General features: G+C 73.1%; 15 protein-coding genes and 1 pseudogene. 13 read left to right on the top strand and 3 right to left on the bottom strand.

The window, feature by feature from the left end; all coding sequences use genetic code 11:
- Window positions 1–33 precede the first annotated feature (33 nt).
- The 4 genes from LUM46_RS03135 (at window position 34) to LUM46_RS03150 (ending at window position 4,461) form a co-directional block, all read left to right on the top strand.
- The gene (locus tag LUM46_RS03135; protein ID WP_274992236.1) at window positions 34–2,019 is read left to right on the top strand and encodes a vWA domain-containing protein; all 1,986 of its coding nucleotides are present in this window, start codon (window positions 34–36) and stop codon (window positions 2,017–2,019) included.
- A 1-nt stretch (window position 2,020) separates the two neighbouring features.
- Window positions 2,021–3,529: an extracellular solute-binding protein gene (locus tag LUM46_RS03140; RefSeq protein ID WP_274992238.1), complete on the top strand. Its 1,509-nt coding sequence runs from the start codon at window positions 2,021–2,023 to the stop codon at window positions 3,527–3,529.
- Window positions 3,530–3,622: 93 nt separating this feature from the next.
- Complete coding sequence (locus LUM46_RS03145) at window positions 3,623–3,979, top strand: ArsR/SmtB family transcription factor (RefSeq protein ID WP_274992239.1); 357 nt, start codon at window positions 3,623–3,625, stop codon at window positions 3,977–3,979.
- Window positions 3,976–4,461 carry an SRPBCC family protein gene (locus tag LUM46_RS03150; RefSeq protein WP_274992240.1) on the top strand — a complete coding sequence of 162 codons (486 nt, stop codon included), beginning with the start codon at window positions 3,976–3,978 and terminating at the stop codon, window positions 4,459–4,461. Before LUM46_RS03145 ends, LUM46_RS03150 begins: the two co-directional genes overlap by 4 nt.
- Before the next feature lie 36 nt (window positions 4,462–4,497).
- Here the strand turns inward: LUM46_RS03150 and LUM46_RS03155 are convergent, their stop codons facing one another.
- From LUM46_RS03155 to LUM46_RS03165, 3 genes are all read right to left on the bottom strand, one after another.
- Window positions 4,498–5,076 carry a YbaK/EbsC family protein gene (locus LUM46_RS03155; RefSeq protein ID WP_274992241.1) on the bottom strand — a complete coding sequence of 193 codons (579 nt, stop codon included), beginning with the start codon at window positions 5,074–5,076 and terminating at the stop codon, window positions 4,498–4,500.
- Complete coding sequence (locus LUM46_RS03160; protein ID WP_274992243.1) at window positions 5,073–5,609, bottom strand: YbhB/YbcL family Raf kinase inhibitor-like protein; 537 nt, start codon at window positions 5,607–5,609, stop codon at window positions 5,073–5,075. The genes LUM46_RS03155 and LUM46_RS03160 overlap by 4 nt, the downstream gene beginning before the upstream one ends.
- Window positions 5,610–5,946: 337 nt before the next feature.
- Entirely contained in the window at window positions 5,947–6,570 is a 624-nt protein-coding gene (locus LUM46_RS03165) for a QsdR family transcriptional regulator (RefSeq protein ID WP_274992244.1), read from the bottom strand.
- Between the two features lie 150 nt (window positions 6,571–6,720).
- Between LUM46_RS03165 and LUM46_RS03170 the strand changes: the two genes are divergently transcribed.
- The 9 genes and pseudogenes from LUM46_RS03170 (at window position 6,721) to LUM46_RS03210 (ending at window position 14,989) form a co-directional block, all read left to right on the top strand.
- Entirely contained in the window at window positions 6,721–7,545 is an 825-nt protein-coding gene (locus LUM46_RS03170; protein WP_274992245.1) for an SDR family oxidoreductase, read from the top strand.
- Window positions 7,546–7,586: 41 nt separating this feature from the next.
- Window positions 7,587–8,180, top strand: a complete 594-nt coding sequence (locus LUM46_RS03175; protein ID WP_274992246.1) for a TetR/AcrR family transcriptional regulator — start codon at window positions 7,587–7,589, stop codon at window positions 8,178–8,180.
- 35 nt (window positions 8,181–8,215) lie between these two features.
- Entirely contained in the window at window positions 8,216–9,235 is a 1,020-nt protein-coding gene (locus tag LUM46_RS03180) for an NADPH:quinone oxidoreductase family protein (RefSeq protein WP_274992247.1), read from the top strand.
- Window positions 9,232–9,993, top strand: a complete 762-nt coding sequence (locus LUM46_RS03185; RefSeq protein ID WP_274992248.1) for an SDR family NAD(P)-dependent oxidoreductase — start codon at window positions 9,232–9,234, stop codon at window positions 9,991–9,993. The genes LUM46_RS03180 and LUM46_RS03185 overlap by 4 nt, the downstream gene beginning before the upstream one ends.
- A gap of 186 nt (window positions 9,994–10,179) precedes the next feature.
- Window positions 10,180–11,007 carry an ABC transporter ATP-binding protein gene (locus tag LUM46_RS03190; RefSeq protein WP_274992249.1) on the top strand — a complete coding sequence of 276 codons (828 nt, stop codon included), beginning with the start codon at window positions 10,180–10,182 and terminating at the stop codon, window positions 11,005–11,007.
- Window positions 11,004–11,510, top strand: a pseudogene (locus LUM46_RS03195) (ABC transporter ATP-binding protein); the annotation flags it as partial. The gene LUM46_RS03190 and the pseudogene LUM46_RS03195, both read left to right, overlap by 4 nt.
- A gap of 247 nt (window positions 11,511–11,757) precedes the next feature.
- The gene (locus tag LUM46_RS03200) at window positions 11,758–12,636 is read left to right on the top strand and encodes a branched-chain amino acid ABC transporter permease (RefSeq protein ID WP_274992252.1); all 879 of its coding nucleotides are present in this window, start codon (window positions 11,758–11,760) and stop codon (window positions 12,634–12,636) included.
- Window positions 12,633–13,697 carry a branched-chain amino acid ABC transporter permease gene (locus tag LUM46_RS03205; protein ID WP_274992253.1) on the top strand — a complete coding sequence of 355 codons (1,065 nt, stop codon included), beginning with the start codon at window positions 12,633–12,635 and terminating at the stop codon, window positions 13,695–13,697. The genes LUM46_RS03200 and LUM46_RS03205 overlap by 4 nt, the downstream gene beginning before the upstream one ends.
- 5 nt (window positions 13,698–13,702) lie before the next feature.
- Window positions 13,703–14,989, top strand: a complete 1,287-nt coding sequence (locus LUM46_RS03210; RefSeq protein ID WP_274992255.1) for an ABC transporter substrate-binding protein — start codon at window positions 13,703–13,705, stop codon at window positions 14,987–14,989.
- The last annotated feature ends 10 nt before the right edge of the window (window positions 14,990–14,999 follow it).

Below are 14,999 nucleotides of genomic sequence, written 5' to 3' on the forward strand. Positions count from 1 at the left end.
GTAAATATCGGACCCTGACGTTCGGGAGGACGTATGGGTGCGACGGAGCAGCCTGCAGAGCGGACCGAACGCCGGGACACGGGGTCCCGGCCGTGGTGGGAGGACCGGGGACCCATCGCGTCGGCGGTGCTGGGTGCGGGCGTGGTCATCTGCACCGCCGTGATAGAGGTCGTGGACCAGCCCACCCAGGTGGTCCTGGTGGTCGTCACCATCGTCCTCGTGCTCGCCAGCCTGGCCGGCCTGGTCCGGATGCGTACCTACGCACGCCTGTTCGCATCGGTCCGGCGGTGGACGCGCGGCCACCGCACGGTCGCCCTGCTCGGCGCCGTGGCGCTGGTGGCGGGCTCGACGGGCGCCGCGGTCGCGCTGCGGTCCGCCCAGTCCTGCGAGGACCCCACCGAGGTGGCGGTCATGGTCCCGGAGGACGGCGCCCCGGGGTTCTCGGCCGCCGCCGACGCCTTCGAGCGCGCCTCGACCACGGCGTTCTCCTGCCCCCGGTACCACCTGACGACGTTCGGCGTCGGCTGGCCCGCCCTGCGCGCGGCGTTCGCCTCCGGCTGGGGGCACGCCCCCGGTGAGGCCGGCGCGGCCTCCCTGGAGCTCGGGCCGCGGCCGGACGTGTGGCTGGCGGAGTCCGGCGCCCAGGTCGACATCGTGGCCGCCGAGGGGGCCGGCCAGCGCTTCACGCTCTCCGGCCGGACGCTCGTGGCCGGCTCGCCGCTGGTGCTGGCGGTGCCCGAGCCGCACGCGGAGGCCCTGCGCGCGACGACAGGCCCGGGCGACTCGATCGACCAGCTGATGGCGGCCGCGGCGGCGGCGGACATCGACGTGGTGCGGGCCAACCCGGACGTGTCGTTCGCCGCCGCCCTGCACACTGTGGACCTCTACGTGGAGTCCGACGCCGAGGCGCTGGAGCTCGACCTCGGGCACGCGCTGGAGGAGGTGGGGCTGCCGATCGGTACCGACGGCGCGCTGCTGTGCCGCCTGGACGAGCTGTCCCGGACCGAGCCGCCGCGCGTGGCCGTCCTGACCACCGAGCGGGCGACGGCAGGCCGGGGCACTGCCTGTCCGGCGCCGGACGCCGACGGCGGCAGGAGCGACCTGGTCCCCTTCCACGCCGGCTCCGCCCCCGGCCTCGACTACACGGCGGTCCGCCTGACCTGGGCCGACGCCGAGCCGGCCGGACGCCGGGCCGAGGCGGCGTCGGCGTTCGCGGAGTGGCTCCGGACGGCCGAGGGGCAGGCGGCGCTCAAGCAGGAGGTGGGCGCGCGAGGTCTCGACGGGCGTCCGCCGTCGGACGCGGACGGCCCCCTGCCAGGGCTGGAGGACGCGCCGGTGATCGAGCCGGGCGCCAACCTCGTGGCGCACACCCGGATCGTGTCGGCCGAGGAGCGGTACCGCACGGCCCGGCGCCCCGCGCAGGTCCTGGTGCTGGTCGACGCGTCGGCCTCCATGGGCAGGCCCGCGGACGGCGACCGGCAGCGCATCGACGTCGCAGAGCGGGGCGTCCTCGGGGCGCTCGGGCACCTGAGCGGCTCCGACAAGGTGGGCATCTGGTCGTTCTCCGGTACGGCGGGGTCGAGCCCGCGCCGGGTGCTGGATCTGACCTCGAGCGAGGTCGCGCGGCACGAGGCTCCGGAGCACCTGGGCGCGTTGCGTCCGGGCGGCCGCACGCCCCTGTACGACGCGGTCGACGCCGGCACGTCGTACCTCGTCGGCCTGGACCCCGGGGGAGCCTCCCGCAGGCACCTGACCGCGCTGGTCGTGCTGACCGACGGCGAGAACCTCCCCGGTGGCGGCGCCGGCGCGGAGCTGACGGCGGCCGACCTGGTCGCGTCCGCCCGTGCGCAGGAGGCCTCCGGCGTCCGGGTCTACGTCGTGGCGGTCGGAGAGGCGTCGTGCCAGGGGAGCGACCTGCAGAAGATCGCGGCGGAGTGGGACGGCGAGTGCTGGGACAGCTCCTTCGGCGAGCTGGAGAGCACGCTGGGCAGCATGTTCGGACAGCTGGGGGGTCGGTGACGTGACGGGTGGTACCTCGGGTGGTGGCGCGAGCGGCGAGGCGGCAGGCGGCGGTGCGCACGGCGGGATCACCCGGCGCGGGTTCTTCGTGGGCGGGGCCGTGGGGCTGCTGGCGGGCGCGGGAGCTCCGCTCGGCCTGGAGTGGCTCTTTGGCGGCGACGCCGACCTGGAGACGTTCGCCACGCAGGACCAGCTCACGATCCTCAGCAGCCGCGACGAGACCGACGGGGGGCAGCGCCGTCTGCTCGTGGACCTGTGGAACCGGGTCCACGAGGCGCACCCCGCGCGGATCGTCGAGGTGTCGAGCAACGCGGACCGTGCCTACAGCACCATGCTGTCGGCCGCACAGGCCCGCGAGCCGGGCTACGACGTCTACAACCTGGACATCCCGTGGGTGCCCCAGTTCGCGCAGAGCGGCTACCTCCGGGTGCTCGACGGCGCGACGGGCGACGGGTTCCTGAGCGAGCCGTGGGCGGCGGGCACGTGGGAGGGTGCGCCGTACGCGCTGCCGTTCAACTCCGACGTCGGCCTGCTGTACTGCAACCTGGACCTGATCACGGAGTACTACGAGGGCCAGGTGCCCGCCACCGATCCGATCCCCGTCGGCGAGGGCTGGGCCGGCCTGGACGCGTTCGCGCACGAGGTCTTCGCCGCGGTGGGTGGCGAGCGTCCCGGCCTGGGCCGCCCGCCCGTCGACACGGCGATCGCGCTGCAGCTCGCCGACTACGAGGGGTTCACCGTGAACCTCTGGGAGGTCCTGCTGGGGGCGGGAGCTGTCTCGGTGGACGCCGCGGGGCGCCCGGTCTTCGAGGATGTCGATCGGATCACGGCGACGGTGGAGGGCCTGGCGGAGCGGCTGCGCGTGTCGTCGGACGGCCCGAGCGGTACGGCGCGGTCCCTCGGCTTCGACGAGCAGGGCTCGCTGGCGGCCTTCGCCGCGGGGCGCGCCGTCTTCCTGCGGCACTGGCCGCGGGCGCTGCGCCTGCTGCGCGGCGAGGACGCGGCGCCCTTCCGGGTCGGGTTCATGCCCGTGCCCGGCGGCGGCCTGCTGGGCGGGCAGAGCCTCGCGGTGGCGTCCGCCTCGCGGTACCCGGTCGCGGCCCGGCGCCTGGTCGAGTTCCTCACGGACGAGCGCAGCCACCAGGTGATCTTCGAGCGCGGCGGCTTCGCCGCCAGCCGCCAGGCGCCGTATCGCGACCCGGCAGCGCCCTGGGCGCGGGAGGCGGACACCGACGGCCTGGCCGCGTCGCTGGTCGACTACGCGACCGGGAAAGGCGTCGAGGGCACCAACGACCCGCTGCGCAAGGCCAACGACGCGCTGCGCCAGGCGCTGGAGGGGGCGTCGCCCCGCCCGCGGCTGCAGCACTACGTCGAGCTCAGCGAGGAGCTGCGCCGGTACGTCCGGGCCGCGCTGACCCGTGGTGGGGCGGGTGACGCGGTGCGGTTCGACGGTGCCGAGCTCGCCGAGCGCATGGAGGCGGCGATGGACGGCAAGGTCGCGCCCGGCTGACCTGCCGTCCCGTGTGGGCAGCCCCCGCGTTGACGGTCCTCCGGCGTCGTGCTGTACTTAACGAATTGCGCAATTAACTGAAAGGCTAACTACGTGCCGGACGTCGACACGCTCAGCGTCACCTTCGCGGCGCTCGCGGATCCCACCCGCCGTGCCGTGCTGGCCCGGCTGCGGCAGGGCGAGGCGACGGTGACGCAGCTCGCCGAACCGTTCGACATGAGCCTGCCCGCGGTGTCGCGACACCTGAAGGTGCTGGAGCGGGCCGGACTCGTGAGCAAGGGACGGGACGCGCAGTGGCGCCCGTGCCGGCTCGACGCGGCGCCCCTGCGCGAGGTGGACGAGTGGGTGAAGGGGTACCGGGCCTACTTCGAGGACCGGTACGACCGGCTGGCGGCCCAGCTCGCCGAACGCGACACAGACCACGACACGGAGCACACGGAGGAATCATGACCACCGAGCCCACGACCGACCGCGGGTTCACGATGACCCGTGTGCTGTCCGCGCCGCGCGACGCCGTCTGGGCCGCGTGGACCGAGCCCGACCAGCTGCGCTGGTTCGCCGGCGTCGAGCCGGGCGTGGACTTCGAGCCGAGCGTCGACCTGCGGGTCGGCGGCGCATGGCGCGTGCACCTGTACCAGCCCGACGGGATGGACTACTTCACCGGCGGCATCTACCAGGAGATCGTGCCGCACGAGCGCCTCGTGTTCGCGTGGGGTGCCGTGGGCGGCTGGCCCGAGCTCGACCCCTCCCGGGTCGACGAGGTGCCCGTGGTCACGATCGAGCTGGCCGACGGCACGGCCGGCACGGTCATGACCACGAGCTTCGGCTTCGTCGACACGATGCCGGACGCCGACGTCGCGAAGTGGTTCGACCTCGGGATCCGTGCGGGCTGGAGCGACACGATCGACCGCCTGGCGCCGGCGCTCGGGTAGCCCCGGGGCCTGCGGTGCCGGTGGCCGGGCGGTTCCTCAGCGCTCGACGCCGAGGTCCTCGATCACCTCGACACCCGGCATCGAGCACAGCAACGGTCCCGGCATGAGGAGCTTCGACCGCCGGATGCCGGAGCCCATGAGCGCCGTCGTGCCCTCCGCGGTGAACCGGGAGTCGACGAGCACGCGGTACTCCGGCGGGAGGCCGACGGGTGTGATGCCGCCGTACTCCATGCCCGACTCGGCCACGGCGCGGTCCATCGGCAGGAACGACGCCTTGCGCACGTCGAGCAGCTTGCGTACCCGCTTGTTGACGTCGGCGAACGTGCTGGCCGGGACGACGCACGCGGCGATGCGCTCATCCTCCCCCCGCTTGCCGGCCACGAGCACGCAGTTGGCCGACGCCTCCGGGGGCAGGCCGTGCAGCTCGTTGAGCGTGGCGGTCTCGGCGTGCTCGGGGTCGATCTCGGTGACGGCGACCTGGCGCGCGACCCGCGGGTCGGTCTCGGCCCAGGCGGTGAGGGCCGCGAGCACCGGCTCCGCCAGGAGCTCCGGGTGCTCGAGCGCCGGTGCCCAGGCGAGGTTGCCCAGCGTGGGCAGGGTGGCGCTCTCGGTCATCGGCTGTACGTCGCCGTCAGCGTGGCGCGCCCCAGGAGGTGGAAGTACACGTTGAACGCCACCTGCGCGTTGGAGTTGTCCGGGCCCAGCCCCAGCTCGCCCGGCTCCACGTCGAGAGCGTGCACGGCGAAGATGTACCGGTGCGGGTGGTCACCGGGTGGCGGGCCGGCGCCCTCGAAGCCCGGGGTGTCCCCGTCGCTGTGCGTGTGGAACGCCCCGGCGGGCAGGCCCGAGCCGTCGGGAGCGCCCGCACCCGTGTCGAGCGACGTCACGTCGGCCGGGAGGTCCACGACGGTCCAGTGCTGATAGCCCATCGGCGTCGGCGCGTCGGGGTCGTAGCAGGTCACGACGAACGACTTGGTGCCCTCGGGGAAGCCGCTCCACTCCAGCGCGGGGGAGATGTTCTGGTCGTGCGCGGCGTGCGCGTCCGGCATGCGCTCGCCGTCGGTCAGGTTGCTGCTCGTCAGCGAGAAGGACGCGGGAGCGGGCAGCAGCGTGTACGGGTCCGGCGGGTAGGGGCGAGTGAAGTCCATGACCCCACTCTGCCGAATCGCTGGTCCGGGTGCCAGCGATTGCGGTCCTGACCTCGACCTGGCCGAGCCGGGGTGCCGAGCACGGCCGTGGCCGTGGCCCACGCGCAGCCTGCGGACGGAGGGCCGGCCAAGCAATTGACCGAACTCACTGACTTCGGTCGGTTGCTCTGAGATCGGTCAATCAACCGACCGATCTCAGAGCAATTGACCGATCTCGGCGAGCGGCCCGTGCAACGGACCGATCTCACCGGGCCGTGACCGCCCACAACCGTCTGGGTCAGGACGCGCCAACCGTCACGCCCGACCGCAGGAGCGTTGACTGGGCGGGGCGACCGCCTCAGTCCACCCGCAGCAGGTGGCGGAACGCCGTCCGCGCCCGCTCCGGGCTGGGCTCGTCGCCGGTGATGAGGTCCGCGTAGGTGAGCGACTCGGACACCCGCACCAGCAGGTAGGCGAGCTCCTCCGGGGTGATGGTGCCGCCGAACGGTTTCTCGCCGAGGTCGCGCACCACCAGCCACTCGACGGTGGCGACGAACCGTTGCTGGATGGGGCTGTCAGCGGTGGTGAGCAGCCGCAGGGAGCGGGCGGGCTCCCTGCGCAGGAAAGCGCGGAAGTAGTCGGCGACGATGAGGTCGTGCGCGAAGGTGGTCAGCAGTCCCGCCAGTCGTTCGGCGCCGGTCAGGTGTTCGTTCGCGCGTTCGGCCTGGATCAGCGTCGGCACGGCGAGCGACCACAGCACCTCGCTGAGCAGGGCGTCCCGGTTGCCGACCCAGCGGAACACCGACGTGCGGTCCACGCCGAGCTGCGCGGCCAGCGGGCCCATGTCGATGCGGTAGCCCTCGATGAAGGTGTCGCGCGCGAGGTCCAGCACACGCTGTGCTTCGGGGCGGGTGGCCAATCGAGCGGAGAGGCGGCTCGGCGCGGCTTCCAGTCCGACGGTCGCGATCGACGTCGTTGTCATGGCGGCTATCCAACCGCCACCCGGGCTCCGGTGCAACAATATGCGAAACGATGCATACGGGACACCGGTGGAAGATGCGCACTCTATCCCGTGGAAACGGCGGCGTGCTACGGTGCTCCACACAAACCGACCAGACGGTACGGAGGATGTGTGGCTGACAACGTCGTCGCCGGAGAGGCCGAGAACGGGCCCGGGCGCAGGTTCGAGGGCAGGGTCGCGCTGATCACGGGTGCGAGCCGGGGGATAGGCCTTGCGATCGCCCACCGCCTCGTGGCGGAGGGCGGCCGCGTGGTGATAACCGGGCGCTCCGCCGACACCCTGAAGGAGGCGGTGGCTGAGCTCGGCCCGGACCGTGCCCTGGGTATCGCGGGCAAGGCGGACGACGCCGAGCACCGCGCGGACGCCATCGGGCAGGCGGTCGACCGTTTCGGGCGTCTGGACCACCTCGTGAACAACGCCGGGATCAATCCCGCCTACGGGCCGCTCGCGGAGCTCGAGACCGGCGTGGCCCGCAAGATCCTCGAGGTGAACGTGCTCGCGGCGCTGGAGTGGACCCGGGAGTCGGTCGCTGCGGCGGCAGGGGCGGCGGCCGCGGACAGCTCAGCGGCCACCGGGCACGGTCTCCGCTCGATCGTGAACATGGCGTCGATAGCGGGTACGGCGTCCGGCCCGAACATCGCCTTCTACGGCGTCTCCAAGGCGGCCCTGATCAACCTGACCCTCCAGCTCGCGGACGAGCTCGCCCCGGCCACGCGCGTCAACGCGCTCGCGCCCGCGGTGATCAAGACGCGGCTGGCGCGTGCCCTCTACGAGGGGCGCGAGGAGGAGGCGTCCGCCGCCTACCCGCTGCGCCGGCTCGGGGTCCCGGACGACGTCGCGGGCCCCGCCGCCTTCCTCCTGTCCGACGACGCCGCCTGGGTGACCGGCCAGACGCTGCGGGTCGACGGCGGCGCCAGCGTGCGTGCCGCGTGGTGAGCCGTCCGGTGAATGCGGGGGCGACGGTGAAGGATGTGCCCATGCGCACCACGAACGTCCAGGACCAGGTCCTCCGAGCCGCTCTCGACCTCTTCTCCACGCAGGGGTATGCGACCACGAGCGTCCAGGAGATCGTCGCGGCCGCCGGCGTCACCAAGGGGGCGATGTACCACTACTTCGCCTCCAAGGACGACCTGCTGTTCGCGATCTACGACCGGCTGCTGTCCCTGCAGAAGGCGCGCCTCGAAGAGATCGTCGCCGCGGGCGCCGAGCGGGGCGACGGCGTCGAGGAGGTGCTGCGGGCGGTCTGCGAGGACGTGATCTCGACGTCGATCGAGTTCCTGCCCGAGGGCACCGTCTTCACGCGCAGCCAGCACATGCTCACCCCCGAGCGCCAGAAGGAGGTCAAGCGGCGCCGGCGTGAGTACCACGAGGAGTTCGAGGCGCTGCTCCGCCGCGGCATCCAGGAGGGCCTGTTCCGCGAGGACGTGCCCACGGCGATGCTCATCGCGCACTTCTTCTCGGACGTGCACTACCTGTCCCAGTGGTACTCGCCCACCGGGCCCGCGTCGGCGACCCAGGTGGCGGAGCAGATCACCGAGCTGTTCCTGCGCGGCATCCGCGCGGCGACATGACCAGCGACACGACCAGCGACAGAGAGGAACGACACGTGAGCGTACCCACGGCGATGAAGGCGTGGCGGGTGGTCTCCCACGGGGAGCCCGAGCAGGTGATGGAGCTGCACGAGGTGCCGGTGCCCGAGCCCGGTCCGGGCGAGGTGCTGCTGCGGGTGCGGGCGGTGGCGGTGAACTTTCCTGACGTCCTGCTGGCCCGCGGCGAGTACCAGGAGCGGCCCGAGCTGCCCTTCGTGCCGGGAATCGAGCTGTGCGGCGACGTCGTCGCGCTGGGTCCCGGTGTGGAGGAGGGTGAGCGGGTGCGGGTCGGCGACCGCGTCGTCGGCTCGAAGATCGGGGTGCTGGCGCGGTACGCGACGGTGCCGGTCGAGGCGGTGCACCCGGCGCCGTCCACGCTGGACGACGCGCAGGCCGCGGCTCTGACCATCGCCTACCAGACCGCCTGGTTCGGGCTGCACCAGCGGGGCGGGCTGCAGGCCGGCCAGACGCTGCTGGTGCATGCCGCCGCGGGCGGCGTGGGTACCGCCGCGTGCCAGCTCGGCCGGGCGGCCGGAGCCCGGGTGGTCGGGGTGGTGGGCAGCGAGGCGAAGGTGGCGGCGGCCCGCGCCGCGGGCGCCGACCAGGTGTTCCTGCGCGACGACGACTGGGTCGCCGAGCTGCGCAAGCCCGGCGTCGACGTGGTGTTCGACCCGGTGGGTGGTGACTCGTTCGAGCGCTCGACCCGGTGCATCGCGTTCGAGGGCCGGATCGTGGTGGTCGGGTTCGCGAGCGGGCAGACGCCGAAGGTGCGGGCCGACCTCGCGCTGGTGAAGAACTACGGCGTGCTGGGCCTGCACTGGGCGCTGTACCAGAAGCGGCGGCCCGACCTCGTGGACGCCGCGCACGCCGAGCTGGACAAGCTGGCCGCGTCCGGCGCGGTGCGCCCGGTGCTGAGCGACGTGGTCGGGTTCGACCAGGCGCCCGCTGCGGTGGCACGCCTGGCCGGCGGCGCGACGACGGGCCGGCTCGTGGTCCGGGTGGCTGACGACGCGGTGGTCGGGGAGGTGGCGGCATGACCGGGCCGAGCACTACCGCGATGCACGACCTGACCGGCCAGGTCGCGCTGGTGACGGGCGGCTCCCGCGGCATCGGCGAGGCGTACGTGCGCATCCTGCACGACGCCGGGGCGAACGTGGTGATCACCGACGTCCTGGACGCGGAGGGTCAGGCGCTCGCCGACGCGCTGGGGGAGCGGGCCCGGTTCGCGCACCTGGACGTGACCGACGAGGAGGCGTGGGACCGGGTGGTCGGCCGGGTGGTCGACGACCTCGGCCGCGTGGACGTGCTGGTCAACAACGCCGGCATCGCGAACGCCGCCCCGATCGAGCACTTCACGCTCGCCAAGTGGAACGCCGTGATGGCGGTCAACGCGACCGGCGTGTTCCTGGGGTGCCGGGCAGTGGTGCCCACGATGAAGGCCGCCGGGCGCGGCTCGATCATCAACATCTCCTCGGTCGAGGGGCTGCGGGGCAGCTGGAGCCTGCACGGGTACACCGCCTCCAAGTTCGCCGTCCGGGGCCTGACCAAGTCGCTCGCCGTCGAGCTGGGCAAGGACGGGATCCGCGTGAACTCGGTGCACCCCGGCCTGGTCCTCACCGAGATGAGCGTGAAGATCGACCCCGACGCGCTGGTGATCCCGCTCGGCCGGCCGGGCGTGCCCGACGACCTCACCGGGACCATCCTATTCCTCGCGAGCGAGGCGTCGGCCTGGATCTCCGGCCAGGAGATCGTGGTGGACGGCGGCATGACGAGCGGGATCCCGCACCGCGGGTGAGCGGTGGGTGACCAGCGGGGCGGGCAGGCCGTGGGTAGACGGTGGGGTAGTGGGCGGCAGGTGGGTAGGTAGGTAGGCAGATCGGCAGGCCGGTGCCTCGGGCATCGAACATACCGGCCGGTCGGTTTTTCAGATAGAGTTCTGGCACGTTGCAGTGCCGCAACCGTCCGACACGAAGAGGTGCCGATGCCAACGACGTCCAGCGAGACAGCGTCCAGCAAGACAGCAGACAGCCCGCCCCGGCTGGAGGTCTCGGGGCTGACCGTGACGTTCGGCGGCCTCACCGCGCTGGACGACGTGTCCTTCACCGTGGCCGACGGCGAGACCGTCGCGCTCATCGGCCCCAACGGCGCCGGCAAGACCACCGTCTTCAACGCCGTGTGCGGTCTGGTCCGCACCCGGCGCGGCGAGATCCGGGTGGGTGGCGTACCCGCGCCGTCGTCGACCACGGGGCTGCTGGGGGCCGGCGTGTCCCGGACCCTGCAGGGCCTGGGGCTGTTCGAGCACCTGACCGTGCTGGAGAACGTGCTGGTGCCGCTCACCAGCGTCGGCACGAGCACGGGCACGAGCACCGACGCCGCCCAGGAGGTGCTCGGCACCCTCGGCCTGAGCGACCTGGCGGCCGTCCCCGCCGGGACGCTGCCGTACCCCGAGCGCAAGCGCGTGGCGCTGGCCCGTGCCCTGGTCACCCGGCCGCGGCTCCTGCTGCTGGACGAGCCGGCGGGCGGGCTCGGGGCCACCGACATCGACCAGCTCGCGCAGACCGTGCGCACCGTGTCCGGCGGCGGGTGCGCCGTGCTGCTCGTGGAGCACCACGTCGACTTCGTGATGGACGTGGCCGACCGCGTGGTGGTGCTCGACTTCGGGCACGTCATCGCGTGCGGGACGCCGGACGAGGTCCGCCGGGACCCGGCCGTCGAGGAGGCGTACCTGGGGGTGCCGGTCTCGACCAGCGGGTCGGGGATCTCGACGAGCTCGGCCACCGGGGCGCCCGGGCGGGAGGAGAGCGCGTGAGCACCCTGACGATCGAGAAGCTCACCGTCGGCTACGGCGACGGCGCCCCCGTCCTGGACGGCCTGGAGCTCGAGGTGCCCGACGGCGCCGTCGTCGCCCTGCTCGGGGCCAACGGCGCGGGCAAGACGACCCTGCTGCGCTCCCTGATGGGCCTGGCGCCCGTCCGGGACGGGCGCGTGCTGCTCGACGGCACCGACCTGACGGCCCTGAGCACCGAGGACCGGGTGCGGCGCGGCCTGGCCCTGGTGCCGGAGGGCCGCAGCGTCGTGGTCGAGCTGACCGTCGCGGAGAACCTGCGGCTCGGCACCTGCTGGAAGAAGGGGCGCAAGAACAAGGGGCCGGCGCGCGAAGCCGCCGTCGGGCAGATGTACGAGCTGTTCGAACCGCTGGCCAGGCGCCGCGACGCCGCCGGCCACACGCTGTCGGGCGGCGAGCGGCAGATGCTCGCCCTGGCCCGGGCCCTGGTCGGTGAGCCCGACGTGCTCCTGCTCGACGAGCCCTCCCTCGGGCTGGCGCCCCTCGTGGTCGCCCAGCTGCTCGGCGTGCTGCGCGACCAGGCGGCGGCCACCGGCCTCACCGTGCTCCTGGCCGAGCAGAACGTCACCGGCGCGCTGTCGGTCGCCGACCGCGGCGTCGTCCTGTCCCTCGGGGAGGTCGTCGCCGACCGCCCGGCCGCCGAGCTGGCCGCCGACCCCGCCCTCCGCCACGCCTACCTAGGTTTCTGAGATGGCTTCTGAGATAGGTCCCGCCATGGAAAGACTCGTGTTCCTCCTGTCGACCGGGCTGGCTCGCGGCGCCGTGCTGGCGCTCTTCGCCCTGTCGCTCGTGATCGTCTACCGGGCCGCACGGGCGGTGAACTTCGCCCAGGCCGCCATGGCCATCGTGCCCGTGTACGTCGCCTTCGCGGTCACCTCCGCCAGCGGTTCGTACTGGCTCGGGCTGGCATCCGCGCTGGTCGTCGGGGCGCTGCTGGGCGCCGTCGTCGAACGGTGGCTCCTGCGCCTGGTGCCCCAGGACAACCCGCTGCCCGGCATCATCGTGGCCATCGGCCTGGTCATGGTGCTCCAGGCCGGGCTCGCCATCGCCTTCGGGCCCGACCACCGGCCCGTGCACGCACCCTTCTCGCAGCGCCCCTTCGAGATCGCCGGTGTGGGCGTGCTCAGCCCGTACGACCTGTTCGTGCTCGTCGTGGCCGCCGTCGTCATGGGCTCTCTCGCGATCCTGTTCAACCGCACCTCCGTCGGCCTCCAGCTGCGCGCCGCCGCCTTCGCCCCCGAGACCTCCCGGCTGCTGGGCGTCCGCGTGCCGCGCATGGTCACCCTCGGCTGGATGCTCTCCATCGCCACGGCGGCGCTCGCGGCCCTGCTGCTGGTCCCCACGGGCCTCGGCCTGGACCCGCACGCCGCCGACGTGCTCTTCGTCAACGCCTTCGCCGCCGCCGTCATCGGCGGGCTCGACTCGCCCGTCGGGGCGCTGGTCGCGGGCCTGGTGGTGGGCGTGCTCGCGAGCCTCGTGACGGGGTACGCGTCGGCCGCCACGGCGCCGCTGGCCGTGCTCGCCCTGCTGACGGTCGTGCTGCTCGTGCGACCGCACGGACTCTTCGCGGCGAGGGAGGCGCGGACCGCATGAGCACCCACCTCACACGCCTCCTGCTGCGCGCCGGCCTGCTCACCCTGCTGGCCCTGGGTGCCACGTTCCTGCTCGACCCGTACCGCAACTACCAGCTCGCGACCTCCGCCGGCGTGTTCGCCGCCGTCGCCGGCCTCACCCTCCTGGTCGGGCTCACCGGCCAGCTCTCCCTCGGGCACGCGGTGCTGATGGCCGCCGGCGGCTACGGCTACGCCCTGACCGCCACCTGGGTGGCGGGCGCCCTGGCGGGCGCCGACGGAGAGGTGGCCGACGGCGTCGTCGGCTGGCTGCTGCCCCTGCTCGCCGGGGTGGTGGGGGCGCTGGTGGCCGCCGGGGTGCTCGGCCTGCTCCTCGGGCTCGCGGCCGCCCGGCTGCGCGGCCCGTACCTGGCGGGCCTGACGCTCGCCCTGGTGATCGCCCTGCCGTCGGCGGCGAGCACGATCCCCGCGCTGTCCGGGGCGCAGGGCATCAGCGCCCCGTTCGTGCCCGTCCCCGACGCGCTGGCCGCCCTCATCGCGGTGGAGCAGTGGCACGCGTGGCTCGCCATCCTCGTCACCGCCTGTGCGGTGACGCCCCTGGTCGCCCTGCGCTCAGGGCGCGCGGGCCTGCGCATGCGCGCGGTGCACGACGACGAGACGGCGTCCCGGCTCGCCGGTGTCGACCCCGGCCGGGTCAAGACCGGGGCGTTCGTGATCAGCTCGCTCGCCGCGGGCCTGGGCGGCGTGGTGCTCGCGATCGTCACGCAGCAGGTCAGTCCCGGGGCGTACGGCCTCGGGTTCTCGCTCCTGCTCGTCGTGGCGGCCGTGGTGGGCGGGCTCGGCTCGCTCGGCGGCGCCGCCATCGGCGCGGTGCTCGTCACGGTGCTGCCCTGGGTGGTCGACCAGGCCACCGCGGGACTGCCCGCCGACCTCGGCCACCGCCTGCAGGGAAACCTCGAGATCGTCCTGTTCGGCGTGGTCGTCATCGTCGTCACCGTGCTCTGGCCGGGCGGGCTCTCCCGACTTCTCAAGACCACGACCTTTTTCCAGAACACGAAGCTCTTCCAGAACACAGAGAGGTGATCGGAATGCGCACCACACGATCCACGAGCTGGTCCACGGCTCGGTCCACGAGCACGGCGGCCGTCCTCGGCCTGGCCGCGGCCACTGCGCTGTCGGCCTGCTCCACCCCGGCGGCCGCCGAGGTGCCGGGCGTCACCGACGACAAGGTGGTCATCGGCACCCACCAGCCGCTCACCGGCCCGGCCGCGGCCGGCTTCGCGTCGATCTCGGCGGCGACCGCCGCCTACTTCGAGTACGTCAACGCACAAGGCGGCATCCACGGCCGCGAGATCGAGTACGTCATCAAGGACGACGGCTACAACCCGGCCAACACCCAGACGGTGGTGCGCGAGCTGGTCCAGGAAGAAGAGGTCTTCGCCATCGTCAACGGCCTGGGCACACCCACGCACTCCAGCGTGCTCGACTACCTGGACCAGAACGGCGTGCCCGACCTGTTCGTCGCCTCCGGCTCCCTGACGTGGAACCAGCCGGACACGTACCCGAACACGTTCGGCTTCAACGCCGACTACGTGACCGAGGGCGCAGCCCTGGCGCAGCACGCGGTCGACACCGACCCGGACGCCGTCGTCTGCGTGCTGGGCCAGGACGACGACTTCGGCGAGGGCATCCTGCAGGGCGTCGAGCTGGTGGTGGGTGACGGCGAGGTGGCGACCAACCAGTCCTACTCCACCGCGGACCAGGACGTCACCGCGCAGCTCGGCGCGATGAAGGAGGCCGGCTGCACGCACAACGTGCTCGGCACCATCAACGGCTTCACGGCGCTGGCCGTGGGCACCGCCGCGCAGATGGAGTGGTTCCCGAAGTGGCTCGTCTCGTCCTCGGGTGCGGACTACCCGACGCTCGTGGAGTACCTCGGCGAGGAGGGCACCCCGGCGCTGGAGGGCCTGGTCTCGGTGAACTACCTGCCCAACAGCCCGTCGTCGGAGTGGTACGAGCTCTTCTCGGAGATCAACGAGGAGTACAACGACGGCGCGCCCTACACGGGCAACACCACGTACGGCATGAGTGTGGGTTACCAGTTCGCCGAGGCGCTGGCCGCGGCGGGCGAGAACCCGACGAGGGAGTCGATCGTGGCGGCGGTGGAGTCCGGTGAGCTCCGGGGCAACGGCATCGCGCCGCTGACCTTCTCCGCGGACGACCACTTCGCCCACCGCACCGTCCGGATCGCCGTCGTGGCCGACGGTGTGCAGGACTTCACGGACGACGCCTACGAGGTGTCCGAGAGCGGCGCCACCCCCGTGGAGCCGGAGCAGGCCCCGCTCGAGAACGAGGGCATCCCGGCCACCGAGTGACCTGGCCCGA

Source organism: Promicromonospora iranensis, assembly GCF_028994805.1.
Lineage (GTDB): Bacteria > Actinomycetota > Actinomycetes > Actinomycetales > Cellulomonadaceae > Promicromonospora > Promicromonospora iranensis.

Bases quoted from the DNA above. Each gene is read 5' to 3' on its own strand.
- LUM46_RS03165 (WP_274992244.1), bottom strand. From the start codon at position 6,570: ATGACAACGACGTCGATCGCGACCGTCGGACTGGAAGCCGCGCCGAGC.
- LUM46_RS03155 (WP_274992241.1), bottom strand. From the start codon at position 5,076: ATGACCGAGAGCGCCACCCTGCCCACGCTGGGCAACCTCGCCTGGGCA.
- LUM46_RS03205 (WP_274992253.1), top strand. From the start codon at position 12,633: ATGAGCACCCACCTCACACGCCTCCTGCTGCGCGCCGGCCTGCTCACC.
- LUM46_RS03210 (WP_274992255.1), top strand. From the start codon at position 13,703: ATGCGCACCACACGATCCACGAGCTGGTCCACGGCTCGGTCCACGAGC.
- LUM46_RS03185 (WP_274992248.1), top strand. From the start codon at position 9,232: ATGACCGGGCCGAGCACTACCGCGATGCACGACCTGACCGGCCAGGTC.
- LUM46_RS03135 (WP_274992236.1), top strand. From the start codon at position 34: ATGGGTGCGACGGAGCAGCCTGCAGAGCGGACCGAACGCCGGGACACG.
- LUM46_RS03190 (WP_274992249.1), top strand. From the start codon at position 10,180: ATGCCAACGACGTCCAGCGAGACAGCGTCCAGCAAGACAGCAGACAGC.
- LUM46_RS03150 (WP_274992240.1), top strand. From the start codon at position 3,976: ATGACCACCGAGCCCACGACCGACCGCGGGTTCACGATGACCCGTGTG.
- LUM46_RS03160 (WP_274992243.1), bottom strand. From the start codon at position 5,609: ATGGACTTCACTCGCCCCTACCCGCCGGACCCGTACACGCTGCTGCCC.
- LUM46_RS03200 (WP_274992252.1), top strand. From the start codon at position 11,758: ATGGAAAGACTCGTGTTCCTCCTGTCGACCGGGCTGGCTCGCGGCGCC.
- LUM46_RS03175 (WP_274992246.1), top strand. From the start codon at position 7,587: ATGCGCACCACGAACGTCCAGGACCAGGTCCTCCGAGCCGCTCTCGAC.